Source organism: Streptomyces sp. NPDC051822, from assembly GCF_044452745.1.
Classification (GTDB): domain Bacteria; phylum Actinomycetota; class Actinomycetes; order Streptomycetales; family Streptomycetaceae; genus Streptomyces.
Window position 1 is genome coordinate 15,404 of sequence record NZ_JBITBZ010000010.1, and the last position, 13,536, is coordinate 28,939.

The following is a 13,536-nucleotide window of genomic DNA, read 5'->3' on the forward strand; positions in this document are numbered from 1 at the left end:
GGGGGCGGACCGCCGGCCGCCGGACCCATGGTGTCCCGCCCCCCGGTCCGGCATACTTACCGTCCAGTAACCACCGTTCCTCGTCGCGAAGGAATCCGATGCCCACGCCCGCACGCTCCGCCCTGCTGCTCGCCGGACTGCTCGCTTCCGCGGGCGTGGCCCACTTCGTCGCCCCGAAGCGGTTCGACGCCACGGTGCCGCGTGCCCTGCCGGGCAGCCCGCGGACCTGGACGGCGGCGAGCGGGGCGGTGGAGCTCGCCCTGGCGGCCGGTCTCGCCCATCCGGCGACCCGAAGGGCGAGCGCCCACGCCACCGCCCTCTTCTTCGCGGGCGTCTTCCCCGCCAACGTGAAGATGGCCTACGACTGGCGGCACCGCCCGGCACCCGCCAGGACCCTCGCGTACGCCCGGCTTCCCCTCCAGATCCCGCTGATCCTCTGGGCCCGCCGGGCGGCCCGCGCCGACGCTTAGGGCCTCTCGTTCGGATCGCGGGCGTCGAGCAGCAGGCGCGCGGCCACCGTCGTCCCGTCCGGCCGTACCGTCCCGGCCGCAGCGGCCGCCCGCGCCCTGGTCCCCGGGAGCAGGGCCGCGTCAAGCAGGGCCGACAGGGACGCGACGGTCGGCAGGGGTCCGTCGTGTGCCACCCCGACACCCAGCGCGGACACCCTGCCGGCCCAGTACGGCTGGTCGGCACCCTGCGGCACCACCACCTGAGGAACACCCGCCCGGGCCGCCGTCGTCGTGGTGCCCGCACTGCCGTGGTGCACGACGGCGGCCACCCGGGCGAACAGCGCCTGATGGTTCACCTCTCCGACGGCCAGGCAGTCGTCCCCGTCGTCGACCACGTCCAGGCCGGCCCAGCCGCGCGAGACGATCGCCCGCAGGCCCCGCGCCCTGAGCGCCTCGACGGCCACCCGGGCGAGCTCCTTCGAACCGCCCAGGGGCATGCTGCCGAACCCGACGTAGACCGGCGGTTCGCCGGCGTCCAGGAACGTCACGAGGTCGGACGGCAGCGGACGTTCGTCCGGCCGTATCCACGCCCCCGTCTGCACCACGGCCAGATCCGTCGGCCGCCACGGGCTCAGGAACGGGTCCGTGGCCAGCCAGGGCCGCTCGGTGAACGCGTAGTCGCGGACGTTGTCCACGGCGGGCAGACCGATGGACGCCCGGTGGGCGTTGACGACCGCGCCGAACATCTCGTTCGCGTTCCGCGCGTCCACCTCCCACAGCTTCCGGTTGTCGTCCACGTCGTCGGGCAGCCGCCGCCCCCGCCGCCCGGGCGGGAGCTGGTACGGCGACGGCAGGACCACCGGCTGATGGCTCGCGTGCACATAGCGGATGCCCAGTGCGTCGGCCACCGACCGCGCCCCGGCCGTGACCGGCAGCGGCCCGGTCGCCACCAGCGCGTCGCACCCCTCGGCCGCCGCCGCGACCGGGCCGAACTGAGCGGCGATCAGATCGGCCGCGCGCTGCGCCAGTCCGACGGCGGAACCGGGCTTCACCGAGGTCACGAGGGGGCGCACCGGCTGCCCCACCGGCACCATCGGCACGCCTGCACCGGCCAGCAGCTCGCCGAACTCCTCGTCCGGCGGCGCGCACACCCGCGCCTCGGCGCCGAGTTCCCGCAGCCGCACCGCGAGTCCCACCATCGGCTCGACGCTCCCGCGCGACCCGTACGTCGACAACAACACACGCACTTCGTGGCTCCCCTGTGCAAGACACCCCTAGGCCGACGATTCTGCGCTACGCCACGGGCCTTGCCGCAAGCCCGGCCGTCACACCGCCGCGGGGAACCGCTGCCACACCCGGTGGCCGCCGAGCAGTCCGGCGAGTTCCGCCAGGACCTGCCCGGCGTCGTCGCCCACGACGACCCCCGGCGCGTCCACCGGCAGCCGCGCCGCCTCCAGGGCCGTCGTCCCCTCGCCCGTACAGCCGACGGCCTTGCCGTGGCGGTAGGCCTCGGTCAGGAGCAGCGCGACCCGCGGGTCGAGGGACGCGGCGTCCGTCGCGATGTGGCCGGCCTTCGCGTCCCGCGCGCCCTGCGCGTCGAGGCCGGGAGCGGGGCAGGCGGCGACGTACAGGGCGTCGAACTCGGTGGACCGTGCGGCCGCGAACGTACGCTGCACGGCGACCGCGTCCCCCTCCGCGTCGAGGACACCGCCGGACGCGGCGATCACCAGCGGGACCGTTCCCGCGCTCAGGGCCGCCTCGCGGAACGCCCGTACGGACTCCATGCCCGCGGCGTCGGTCTCGTCGGCGACGATGCCGATGACCCGCCCGTCGAGCGGCCACGTGGCGCCGAGCTGCGAGAGCGCGGGACTGGGCTGTACGTCGGCGAACGGCACCGTGGCCGGTGGCACGGGGAGGCCGAGGCCCGCGGCGACGCCTTCGCAGAGGACGGGGTCGATGTTGGCGAGGACCGTCAGGGCACGCTCCTTCACGGCCTGCTCGAAGCACTTGCTCAGCTCGAAGGTGTAGGCGGCGATGATGTGCTCGCGCTCCGTCGGCGTCATGCTCAGCCAGAACAGCCTCGGCTGCCCGAAGTGGTCCGCGAACGACTGCGGCGCCTCACGGACCTTGTTCGCCGTCGGCACCTGGACCGGCGTCTCGATGTACGCACCGGTATCCGCCCCGGCGAGGAAGGGGCAACCGCCGTCCAGGGAGTTGGGCCGGTAGGGGGCGACGCCGGTGTGGACGGCCGTCTGGTGCATGCCGTCGCGCAGCATGTCGTTGACCGGGGCGTGCGGACGGTTGATCGGCAGCTGGGCGAAGTTGGGGCCGCCGAGCCTGCTGATCTGGGTGTCCAGGTACGAGAAGAGGCGCCCGGCGAGCAGCGGGTCGTCGGTGATGTCGATGCCGGGCACGAGGTGGCCGGGGTGGAACGCGACCTGCTCGGTCTCGGCGAAGAAGTTCTTGGTGTTGGCGTTGAGGGTGAGCAGGCCGATCGGCTGTACGGGAGCGAGTTCCTCCGGCACGATCTTCGTGGGGTCGAGCAGGTCGATGCCCTCGAAGGTCTGCTCCGGGGTGTCGGGGAAGGTCTGGACGCCCAGCTCCCATTCGGGGAAGGCGCCCGCCTCGATGGCGTCGAAGAGGTCCCGCCGGTGGAAGTCGGGATCCATGCCCGCGACGAGCTGCGCCTCCTCCCACACGAGCGAGTGCACGCCGAGCCGGGGCTTCCAGTGGAACTTGACCAGCGTCGTCCCGCCGTCCGGGGCCACGAGGCGGAAGGTGTGGACGCCGAAGCCCTCCATCATCCGGAGGGAACGGGGGATGCCCCGGTCGGACATGTTCCACAGCGTGTGGTGCGTCGCCTCGGTGTGCAGCGACACGAAGTCCCAGAAGGTGTCGTGGGCGCTCTGCGCCTGCGGGATCTCCCGGTCGGGATGCGGCTTGCCGGCGTGGATGATGTCGGGGAACTTCACCGCGTCCTGGATGAAGAAGACCGGGATGTTGTTGCCGACGAGGTCGAACGTGCCCTCCTCGGTGTAGAACTTCGTCGCGAAGCCCCGGGTGTCGCGGACGGTGTCGGCCGAGCCGCGGGAGCCGAGGACGGTGGAGAAGCGGACGAACACGGGTGTCTCGACGTCGTCCGCGAGGAACGCGGCCTTCGTCAGCCGGCTCGCGGTCCCGTAGCTGCGGAACACGCCGTGGGCCGCCGCTCCGCGCGCGTGGACCACCCGCTCGGGAATGCGCTCGTGGTCGAAGTGGGTGATCTTCTCCCGCAGGTGGTGGTCCTGGAGCAGCACGGGTCCGCGGCTGCCCGCCTTGAGCGAGTGGTCGCTCTCGTACAGCCGGACGCCCTGAGCGGTGGTCAGGTACGCGCCGCTCTGCGCCGACCGGGCGGGGTCCTCCCCGGTGGCCTGACCCGTGGGGCTGACGGTCTCCGGACCGCTCTGGTCCGGCTTGGGAGGCAGCGGGCCGTGCGGCTGCGTGGGCTCCTCGAGGGACGAGGGCTTGGCGCCGGGCCGACCGGGGACACCGGACTCGGCGGTCGGGTCCGGGTTCGGGTTCGCTGTCATCGGAACGCTCCTGTTCGGGTCGGGATCACGCTCTCCCACGTCTTCCCTGTCGCGAATGTCCCGAACATACGAGATCACCCGAATACGGGCGACTCGGGTGGGCTGGGCGGACGCGGGGCTGTCAGCCGAGGAAGGGCCGGGCGCGGAGCCGTCGCGGCGACCGGGCCGATCGGGGCGCGTGCAGGGCGGCACGGGCCGCGTTGGCGCCCGGCGCGCCATGGACACCGCCGCCCGGGTGGGCGGTGGCCGAGGCGAGGTACAGCCCCCGGATCGGGGTCCGCGGGCGTCCCGTCCCCGGGACGGGACGGAAGACCAGCTGCTGGTGCAGGCTGGTGGTGCCCTGGTTGACGGCGCCTCCGACAAGCGCGGCGTTCCTCTCCTCCAGGTCGGGCGGCGCGAGGACGCGCCGGGCGAGGATCGACGCGCGGAATCCGGGCGCGAGACGCTCGATGCCCGCCTCCACACGCGCGGCGACGACGTCCTTCTCCCGCTCGTCCCACCGCCCGCGCAGCCCGTCGTCGCCGGCATCGCCCCGGATCTCCTGAGGCACGTGCGTGTAACCCCAGGCGGACTCCGTGCCGGCGGGGGAGCGCGTCGCGTCGGCCGTGGTCATCTGGCCGAGAACGGTGAACGGAACGTCCGGAACGCGCCCCATGGCGAGCTGCGCCGCGAAACGGGTGAGGTCGTCCACTCCATCCGCCACATGGACGGTCCCGGCGCCGTGCGCCCCCTCGGCGGTCCAGGGAATCGGACGCGCGAGGGCCCAGTCGACCTTCACCGTGGCGAAGTCCCAGTGGAAGTGGCGCAGATCCGCGCGGAGCCGGGCCGGCACGTCGTCCTCCGCGAGCAGCCGCCCGTAGAGAAGGGGAGCCGGCAGGTCGGCCAGGACGGCGCGCCGCGCCGGTACCTCGGCGCCGTCCTCCGTGCGGACGGCGACGGCCCGGCCGCCCCTCACCACGACACGCGTCACCGCGCGCCCGCAGTGCAGGACCCCGCCACGCGCCCGCAGACGCCGCACGAGAGCCCCGGTGAGGTCTGCCGCCCCGCCCGTGGGCACCGGGAAGCCGTACGCCTGGCCCAGCATGCACATGAGCCAGCCGAAGCCGCCCCCGAGCGCCGACTCGGGCCCCAGGTCGGCGTGCAGGGCGTTTCCCGCGATCAGGAGCCTTCCGCCTTCGCCGGCGAAGTACTCCTCGCCGAACCGCCGGGCGGGCAGCAGCATCGTACGAGCGAGGCGGAGGCCGTCCGAGGGGCCGGTGCGGGCAGCGAGCCGCAGCCCGGAGAGGAGCGGCGGGAAGGGGGTGAAGAGACACCCCAGCAGGTCGTCGCCCACCCGCTGCCAGAGACGGTGGAGGCGTTCCCAGGCACCGGCGTCGCCGGCGGCGAAACCCGCGACGGACGCGGCCGTCCGCCGGACGTCGCGGGAGAGCACCGGGCACCGGCCGTCGGCCAGCGGGTGGGCGAGCACGGTCGGGGCGTGCGTCCAGCGCAGCCCGTACTCCTCCAGACGCATGGCCCGGACCACGGGGGAGGCGGCGGCCAGCGGATAGAACGCGCTGAACAGGTCGTGCACGTAGTCGGGGTGGACGCCGCGGTCACTGCGGACCGCCCCGCCGGGCTCGTCCTGGGCCTCCAGGACGACGACCCGCCATCCGGCGTCCGCGAGGACGTTCGCCGCCACGAGACCGTTGGGACCGGCCCCGACGACCACCGCGTCAGGCGCCGGCACGAGGGCCGTCCTCACCGGCGTGCGAGCCCGCGTGCTGCCCCGACTCCACGAGACGGGCCAGCCTGGACAGCATGGCGCGATGGCGCAGTTGGAGGGCGGCGTCGAGGACGGAGTTGTGCAAGCGTGCCGCCGGCCCGCTCAACGGGTGTTCGTCGACGACGACGAGGGTGTCCTCGCCCCAGGGCTGCACCGTGATGGCGATGCGGACACTGCCCGATCTGCCGCCCATCGACTCGAGTTCGAGACGGTCCCCGGGCTCGAAGACGCGCGAGACGGTACGGCCGCGGTATTCCAGGGGCCCGAACCTCACCACGTATCCGATCTCGGAACCCTCGGCGGGCCACCGCCCGTCCCGGTTCCAGGAGTCGTCGGTGCCGATCACCCAGCGGGTGTAGAGCGAACCGTCGCGCAGGACCGACCAGACCGCGGCCGGCGGCTTGCGGATGAGCTGGTGTCGCACGGCCATCAGAGGCCTCCTTGTGTGCCGTGAGCTGTGAGCTGTCTGTCCGTTCTCACCCGCCACTGCCACCGTCCCGCGCCGCCGTGTCGCCCGACGGGACGTAGAGGACGCCGGTGGTGACGGGTTCGGCGGGGGCCTCGCCGAAGCGCGACAGGTAGTGCCGGTCCGTACGCCGGCCGATGGCGGCGCGGACGACGCCCGGGGCCACGGCGTACGCACGGACGAGGAAGCGCGCGAACAGCCCGACGACCACGCGCCTCGGCCGGTGCCTCGCCGCGCGGACGACGGCCCGTGCGACCCGCTCGGGCCGGACGACCGGCGGCAGGGCCCGCACGCTGCGCCCGGTGTGGTTGGCGGCGTGCCGGAAGAACGGGGTGTCGACCCCGCCCGGCAGGACGGTGCAGACGGAGACCCCGCGGGCGCCGGCGAGCGCGAGTTCCTGGCGGAGTACGTCGTCGAAGGTGACCATCGCGGCCTTGGACATCGCGTACGCCGACATGTACGGCGCCCGGACGACCCCGCCGAGCACCGAGGAGACGTCGATGAGCACGCCGCTGCCCTGACGCCGCATGACGGGGACGGCGGCGCGGGCCCCGTGCACCACCCCCATCACGTTGACGTCCAGGAGGCGGCGTACGTCCTCACTGGGCGTCCGGTCGGCGTGGCCGAGGATGCCGACACCCGCCACGTTCACCCAGACGTCGATCCGGCCGTGCCGGGCGAGGGCCGTGGCCGCCAGTGCGTCCACGGCACGGGCGTCGGTGACGTCGGTGGGAACGGCCAGTGCGTCGGCCGCGCCGTGTGCCGCCGCGCACAGCCGCGCCACCTCGTCGAGGACGGCCCCGCTCCGTGCGGCGAGCACGAGTCGGGCACCGCGCCGGGCGAAGGCCAAGGCCACGGCGCGTCCGATTCCGCTGGACGCGCCGGTGACCACGACGACCCGGTCACGTATCCGGTCCGTGCCACGCCTTTCCATGCCACGGCGTCTGACCCTTCGCGGGCACTTCATGCGCCCGCCGCAGCTCCTTCTGCGCGCGCACCGCACCTTCGTACGCGCGCGTGTGCGATCACGACCGGGGTCCGCCTAGCCTGGAAGTCCGGCAGGGCTTCCCGTAGGCGCGCCACGCGTCCGAGGGGAAGCCGTGCAAGCGGTCGTGGACGTGAGGGGCGCCCAGGGAAGGAGTCCGTCATGGAGACGGCTGTACGGGGCATGCTGAACACCTACCCGGCCGACCTCGGAGGTGTCGATGCCGACGCCATGGCCCGGTGCATCGAGGAGTGCATCGCCTGCGCGCAGGCGTGTACGGCGTGCGCGGACGCGTGCCTGTCCGAGGGCATGGTCGGAGACCTCACCAAGTGCATCCGCACCGACATGGACTGCGCGGACATCTGTACGGCCACGGCCGCCGTCCTGTCCCGCCACACCGGCTACGACGCCAACATCACCCGTGCGATCGTCGCCGCCTGCCAGATCGCCTGCCAGGCGTGCGCGGACGAGTGCGAGCGGCACGCCGACGCCCACGAGCACTGCAGGCTCTGCGCCGAGGCCTGCCGCAGCTGCGCGCAGGCGTGCGCGCGGCTCCAGGACCGACTCGGCTGAGGCCCGGCGGTCAGGCGCTCGGGGTCAGCAGGGCGACACCCGGCCCGCCGAGCTCGCCCCGCGCCACCGGGCGCCCGGCCACGGCAAGCAACAACGGCAGAACGGGGCCGTTCACCTGCGGGCCGGCCCCGAGCGCCAGGTCGGCGTCCGTGGCGACGAGCCGGACCCGCGCCAGCAACTCCTTGGCCCCGCCGAACGCCGCAGGGGTACGCCCCTGCAGACGGAGCGCCCTGACGACGGCCTGCGTCGGATAGCGGCGGGTGAGCCCCAGGGGCCGACGAATGTCCTCACCGTGGACGACCTCCTCGACGAGCCGGCTGTCGAGGGGCGCCGGAGGGGTCGACGTCCGTGACGCGACGCGGCGAAGCCGCTCCAAGGTCTCCTGGGGCGTGCCCCCGCGCTCGCGCGCCACGCCGACGGCGTTCTGCCGGTCGAAGTCGAAACGGGCCCGTGCGAGGCCGACGACGAATCCGAGACGCGTCGTCCGCGCGGTGTCGACCAGATGGGCGACCACGTCGTGAACGGTCCACCCGGCACAGAGCGACGGCGTCTCCCACCGCTCGTCGTCGAGGCGCACGAGGTCCTCGATGAGCGCGGCTCGCTCCGTGTGCACCATCGACCAGACGTCGACGTCATCCGTCACGGCTCCTCCTTCGTCGAACACGGCGTTCACCAGTGAGGACACCGGGGACGGCGAGAACTCATCGGGAATCCCGGCGAACTTTCCGTTATCCGGTTCCGGTCCAGGGGTCTCCCATGGGCCGGCATCGAACGGATGGGACGTACAGGTGAACCAGGGCATGGGCGCGAGCACGGAAGTCGTGGAACTGATCAGGGCGGCGCAGAGCGGCGACCCGTGGGCGAGGGACCGGGTGATCGCCACCCATCTGCCCCTGGTCTACAACCTGTTGGGCCGCGCCCTGAACGGTCACCGGGCGCTCGACGAACTCGCACGGCAGACGATGCTGAGGGCTCTCGACGGACTCGACGGACGTGACGGCCCGGGAGGCCCGGGAGGCCCGGGAGGTCCGAGGGATCCGGGCGGATTCCGCCCGTGGCTGCTGGCCCTCGCTCTGCACGCCGTCCGCGAGCACGCGCAGCGGTCCTCCCTCCCCGGCGCCGGCGGCGTGCCCGCCGCGCACGGCCCGGACTTCGCGGACATGACCGTGGAGCGGCTGCGTCTGTCGGGCCGGAGCCGCGAGGCCGTCGAGGCGGCCCGCTGGATCGAGCCCGAGGACAGCGCACTGCTGGCCCTGTGGTGGCTGGAGTGCGGAGGCGAGATCGGTCGGCACGAGGTCGCGACGGCGCTGCGGTGGTCCGTCGAGCACACCGCGGCCCGGTGGGAGGGGATACGGCTCAGGGCCGAGGCCGCCCGGGTCGTCGTCGCGGTGCTGGCGGCGGATCCGCCGTGCCAGGGGCTGAGGTACGAGGCGGGGACCTGGGACGGACACCCCTCCGCCCCGTGGCGCGAGCACCTCGCATGGCACATACGCGGCTGCGTGCGGTGCGCCGCGTGCTGCGACGGCCTCATACCGATCGAGGCTCTGGTGGCGGGCCTGCCACTGGTACCTCCGCCGACGCACCTGCTCGCGGACGTCCGGGGGCCGCGAGCGTACGATCCGGCCGGACGACAGGAGCCCGTAGAGCCGCGGACCGCGCCCGCCACCCCCGCCGCCACCGGCCCCGCCGTCACCCCCGCCCGGACGGCGCAGGGGCCGCGGAGCTCCCGCAGCACCCGTCGTCGCCGACGTCAGGAGCGGGAACGCGGTCGCCGCAGGGTGATCGTGACCACGGGGCTCGCGGTCATGGCCCTGGCCGGCGGATCGTTCTACCTGAGCCCCGGGCGCGGGGGAGGCGGGGACGGTCTGAACCGCGCGGCGGCCCCGGCTCCGGACCTGCCCTCCGGAGCCCACGAGCCGGCGGGCCTCACCCCCGCCCCCTCGACATCGTCGGGTCCGGCCTCCGCGACCGCCTCCGCCTCGCCCGCCACCCCGGCCACGCCCTCGCTCGCCGCCCGGACCAAGGCCGCCGCCACGTCCGCCCGCCCGGCCCCCACCGCCACACCCGCACCGGTGAGGACGACCGCTCCCCGCACCTCGGCGCCCGAACCCGCGCCCACCCGCACCGGCACAGGCGGCGGCTCGGACACGGGAACAGGAACAGGAGGAGGAACGGGGGCGGGCGCGCAGGGCGGGTCCGGCGACGGCTCGGTCGCCGACCAGGTGATCAGCCTCGTCAACGCGGAGCGCGCGAAGGCCGGCTGCGGCCCTCTCGCGGCGAACGCGACCCTGGCCGGCGCGGCTCAGGGTCACTCCGACGACATGGCCGCGCGCGACTTCTTCGACCACACCAACCCCGACGGCGAAGGACCGGGCGAGCGCGTCACCGAGGCCGGCTACCCGTGGTCGACGTACGGGGAGAACATCGCGAAGGGACAGAGCACTCCGGAGCAGGTCATGGAGGCCTGGATGAACAGCCCGGGCCACCGCGCGAACATCCTCAACTGCGACTTCAAGGAGATAGGGATAGGCGTCCACACCGAAGGCGGCCCCTACTGGACGCAGGTGTTCGGCGCCCGCTGACGCCATGGTTGGACGGCCGCGGACCGCCCCGCCCTGCCCCCGCTCGTCAGTCGCAGTGGTACGTGAACGAGGCGGCCGACGAGCGGGCGGTGGGCGAGGTGACGACGAGGCGCGCCACGGCCTGGTGCGTACCGGGTCCGTGGAACGTCCACAGGAGATGGAGCGTGGCCTCCTCCTGCCCGCGTGCCAGTCGTTCGCGCAGGGGGGCCGACCGGGTTCCGTCGCTGCGTTCCCAGCGGTACGTGAGGGTGCCGGGGCGCCCGTCCGTCCGTACGACCCCCACGACGTCGGCCGTCCCGTCACAGCCGAGGCGCTGCTCCGCGGCGGTGACCGTGACGTCCCGTACCGCGACGCGGGGCCCGTAGCGCTGCCAGGCGAGGAGGGCGAGGACGGCGGCCAGCACGACGGCGGCGAGTGCGTACCGGCGCGGCCACCGGGCGCGCGCGGGTCGTGGTGCGGGGGCGCCGGGGAGGGTGCCGTGCCAGATCTCGACGGCGGTGGGGGTGTTCCCCGCGCGCCGCACGGCGGCCGCGGTCACGCCGGGGCCGAACCGCAGGACCTCGCCCTCGGCGGCCCGGACGGGTGCCTCTTCGGGCGTCGGGCGCTCGAACCAGTGGCTGCCGAGTTCGGTGGCGCTGTAGTCGTCGTCGTTCATGAGATCGTGCACCGCCGGATGAAGATCTGCTGCAGGGAGCCGCCGTTCGCGGCGGCGGGGTCGGTGGTGGCGCGCGCTCCCCAGTAGCACCCGGTGCCGCGGACGTCATGGGCGAGCGTGAGGGTGTAGCGGGTGGCGCCTTCGCGGCGGAAGGTCTCGGAGCCGTCGGGCGAGCCGGGCGATCCCTTCTCGTCGCCGGTGAACCACTCGACGAGGATCGTCACGGGTCCCGTCCCGTCCGTGCTGACGTCGACGGTGGCCGTGGCGGTGGTCGGCCCGGTCTGGCGCAGGCCGGTGACGGAGACCGCCGTCACGGTGACCGGCGGGGTGGGGGGAGCGGTCGTCGGGGTCGTCGGCGGGGTGTCGGTCGGCGTTGGCGTCGGGGGAGACGTCGAGCTAGCAGGGACGGTCGGCGTCGCGGTGTCGGTCGGCGTGGTGGTCGTGCCGTCGGTGGGGGACCCGTCCGGGGTGTCGCTCGGCCCGGGGCTCTCCGACGAGGAGGAGGGCTCAGGAGTCGTCGGCGTCGGCGTGGGAGACGTCGACGGGGGAGCCGTCGACGGTGTGGCGCCGGGGTCCGGCGGGAGCGTGGTCGGCACGGTGCTCGTCGTGGCGAAGGCCTGGGAGGCCTGGTCGCCGGCGGACTCCTCGCCTCCGGCCCGAGCGGCGAGGGCGAGCAGCAGTGCCAGGACGAGCGCGGCCGCACCCGCGGGAAGTCCGCGGGGCAGTCGCCACCGGAAGCGGGGCGGCGGGGCGGTCAGGGTCGTGGTGGCGAGCGAGGTCACGCCCTCCGACGCACCGCCGGAGGAGGGGAACAGCAGGGGCAGGAGCGCGGCAAGCGCGGCCAGCCGCCCCCGGCCCCGCTCTTCCCAGTCCGGTCCGTACGCGGCCGTGGCGACCGACTCCAGCTCGCTCACGAACGCGGCGGCGTTCTCGGGCCGTTCGTACGGCGACTTGGCGAGGCCGCGCCGGATGAGCGGGCGCAGCGGCTCCGGTGCCTGCCCGTCGGGAACGGGCGTGTCCAGGTGGTGGAGGGCGAGTTCGGCGAAGTTCTCGCCGGAGAACGGCTTGTGCCCGGTCAGGCATTCGAAGAAGGTGGCGGTGGCCGCGTAGACGTCGGCCGCGGGGGAGGCGGGAGCGCCGTTCCACTGCTCGGGCGCCATGTAGGCGGGCGTCCCCGCGACTCCCGGTGTGGCGCCACGGCCGGTCGCGATGCCGAAGTCGACGAGCTTCGACGACCCGTCGGCGGAGACGAGGACGTTCTCGGGCTTGTAGTCGCGGTGGACGACGCCGGCCCGGTGAGCGGCGGCGAGGCCGAGCAGGGAGCCCTTCAGCACGACGAGAGCGGCCTCGGGGCCGGTGGAGCCCTCCCGCGCGAGGAGGGCGCGCAGCGCGACGCCGTCGACCAGCTCCATCACGATGGCCGCGCCGCGGGGAGCCTCCACGTACTCGTAGAACCCCACGACGTGCGGGGTGTCCAGCTCCCCGAGCAACCGGGCCTCGGCCCGGAACCCGTGCACGAACGCGTCGTCCGAACGGAACCGCTCACTCAGGTACTTCACGGCGACGGGCAGGCCGCTGCCGTCGTGCGTGGCGAGCACGACACGCCCACTGCCGCCGGCCCCCAGCTCCCGGACCTCGGTGTACCCCGGGACCACCCATGCGTCCATCCCCGCCCCCTCGACGCCGTGCCCGTCACTTCCCCTGACAGGGACAGATTCTCGCCACGGCCGGTTCCCGGCGGAAGGGGGGAGTCTGAGGTCAGTCCCCTTCCGCGCCCGACAGTGCCTCGGTGATCAGGCGGGTGGCGAAGTCGCGGTCGTCGGTGATCCGGTTGATGTGCTCCGCGAGCAGGAAGGCGGTGGCCTCCAGGGGATTCATCTCCTCGCTGGTCCAGTCGCCGTACTGCCGTCGCCACAGGCTGGGGCTCAGACCGGTGCCCGCCGCGACGACCAGGCCGGCCATGGTGGGGATGGCCTCGGGGCGGATGCTCCTGGGCATCATGCGCATCGAGGCCACGAGGGTGGGCACCACGTACTCGATGACGTCCTTGTCATGCTCTTCGTGGGCCATCCGCAGCCACTTCATGAACATGAAGATGAGCGTGCACGCGCCGTCCAGCAGATCGTCGGCTTCCTCGGGGCTCAAGGACGCGGTGAACTGCTCGATCAGCTCCCGCTGTTCGGCGTCGGCCCCGGTCTTGCCGTCGTAGATGGCCTTGAGCCGGGAGTCGATGACCATGAGGGCCCCGCCCACATCGCCGGCGGGAGCGAACCGGGGGTCGCAGGACGATGTCACGGGCTTCCTCCTCAGGCGACGGCGACCGCGGAAGGCGGCGCGGTATGTCCGTACGGTAGACGGCCGAACGGGCGAAGGTCTGCCGAATCCGGAGGGGGACGTTCGTACGAGATCGGACCCACGGCACTCACGCGCCCCGACGCCGGCCTGCGGACGACACGGGGGTCAGTCGATCGATCGATGCGGAATGAGGCACT

At 73.8% G+C, this 13,536-nt stretch carries 12 protein-coding genes; 3 read left to right on the forward strand and 9 right to left on the reverse strand.

From position 1 onward, the window contains the following. Positions 1-98 precede the first annotated feature (98 nt). A complete protein-coding gene (locus ACIA8N_RS26800; RefSeq protein WP_365785647.1) occupies positions 99-470 on the forward strand; it encodes a hypothetical protein in 372 nt (123 codons plus the stop codon). On the opposite strand, the gene ACIA8N_RS26805 is transcribed toward ACIA8N_RS26800, so the two are convergent. From ACIA8N_RS26805 to ACIA8N_RS26825, 5 genes are all read right to left on the reverse strand, one after another. Further along, positions 467-1,648, reverse strand: a complete 1,182-nt coding sequence (locus tag ACIA8N_RS26805; RefSeq protein ID WP_365785649.1) for a glycosyltransferase — start codon at positions 1,646-1,648, stop codon at positions 467-469. The genes ACIA8N_RS26800 and ACIA8N_RS26805 overlap by 4 nt on opposite strands. Before the next feature lie 126 nt (positions 1,649-1,774). Continuing rightward, on the reverse strand, positions 1,775-4,018 hold the full coding sequence (locus tag ACIA8N_RS26810; RefSeq protein WP_365785651.1) for a catalase: 2,244 nt from the start codon (positions 4,016-4,018) through the stop codon (positions 1,775-1,777). Positions 4,019-4,139: 121 nt separating this feature from the next. Continuing rightward, positions 4,140-5,747: an NAD(P)/FAD-dependent oxidoreductase gene (locus ACIA8N_RS26815; RefSeq protein ID WP_365785653.1), complete on the reverse strand. Its 1,608-nt coding sequence runs from the start codon at positions 5,745-5,747 to the stop codon at positions 4,140-4,142. Beyond that, positions 5,734-6,213 (reverse strand): SRPBCC family protein, encoded by a 480-nt coding sequence (locus ACIA8N_RS26820; protein WP_365785655.1) that lies wholly within the window; start codon positions 6,211-6,213, stop codon positions 5,734-5,736. The genes ACIA8N_RS26815 and ACIA8N_RS26820 overlap by 14 nt, the downstream gene beginning before the upstream one ends. 46 nt (positions 6,214-6,259) lie before the next feature. After that, complete coding sequence (locus ACIA8N_RS26825; RefSeq protein WP_365785657.1) at positions 6,260-7,183, reverse strand: SDR family NAD(P)-dependent oxidoreductase; 924 nt, start codon at positions 7,181-7,183, stop codon at positions 6,260-6,262. Between the two features lie 213 nt (positions 7,184-7,396). Here ACIA8N_RS26825 and ACIA8N_RS26830 point away from each other — a divergent pair, with 213 nt between their 5' ends. Continuing rightward, complete coding sequence (locus tag ACIA8N_RS26830; RefSeq protein ID WP_365785659.1) at positions 7,397-7,807, forward strand: four-helix bundle copper-binding protein; 411 nt, start codon at positions 7,397-7,399, stop codon at positions 7,805-7,807. A gap of 10 nt (positions 7,808-7,817) precedes the next feature. Here the strand turns inward: ACIA8N_RS26830 and ACIA8N_RS26835 are convergent, their stop codons facing one another. Continuing rightward, complete coding sequence (locus ACIA8N_RS26835; protein WP_365785722.1) at positions 7,818-8,423, reverse strand: maleylpyruvate isomerase family mycothiol-dependent enzyme; 606 nt, start codon at positions 8,421-8,423, stop codon at positions 7,818-7,820. A gap of 184 nt (positions 8,424-8,607) precedes the next feature. Between ACIA8N_RS26835 and ACIA8N_RS26840 the strand changes: the two genes are divergently transcribed. Continuing rightward, the gene (locus ACIA8N_RS26840) at positions 8,608-10,389 is read left to right on the forward strand and encodes a CAP domain-containing protein (RefSeq protein ID WP_365785661.1); all 1,782 of its coding nucleotides are present in this window, start codon (positions 8,608-8,610) and stop codon (positions 10,387-10,389) included. A 46-nt stretch (positions 10,390-10,435) separates the two neighbouring features. On the opposite strand, the gene ACIA8N_RS26845 is transcribed toward ACIA8N_RS26840, so the two are convergent. The 3 genes from ACIA8N_RS26845 to ACIA8N_RS26855 all read right to left on the reverse strand — a co-directional run bounded on the left by ACIA8N_RS26845 (position 10,436) and on the right by ACIA8N_RS26855 (position 13,339). Then, complete coding sequence (locus tag ACIA8N_RS26845; RefSeq protein WP_365785663.1) at positions 10,436-11,044, reverse strand: hypothetical protein; 609 nt, start codon at positions 11,042-11,044, stop codon at positions 10,436-10,438. Then, on the reverse strand, positions 11,041-12,711 hold the full coding sequence (locus ACIA8N_RS26850; protein ID WP_365785665.1) for a serine/threonine-protein kinase: 1,671 nt from the start codon (positions 12,709-12,711) through the stop codon (positions 11,041-11,043). Before ACIA8N_RS26850 ends, ACIA8N_RS26845 begins: the two co-directional genes overlap by 4 nt. Before the next feature lie 91 nt (positions 12,712-12,802). Continuing rightward, positions 12,803-13,339, reverse strand: coding sequence for a hypothetical protein (locus ACIA8N_RS26855; protein ID WP_365785667.1), 537 nt, complete (start codon positions 13,337-13,339; stop codon positions 12,803-12,805). Positions 13,340-13,536: the final 197 nt, after the last annotated feature.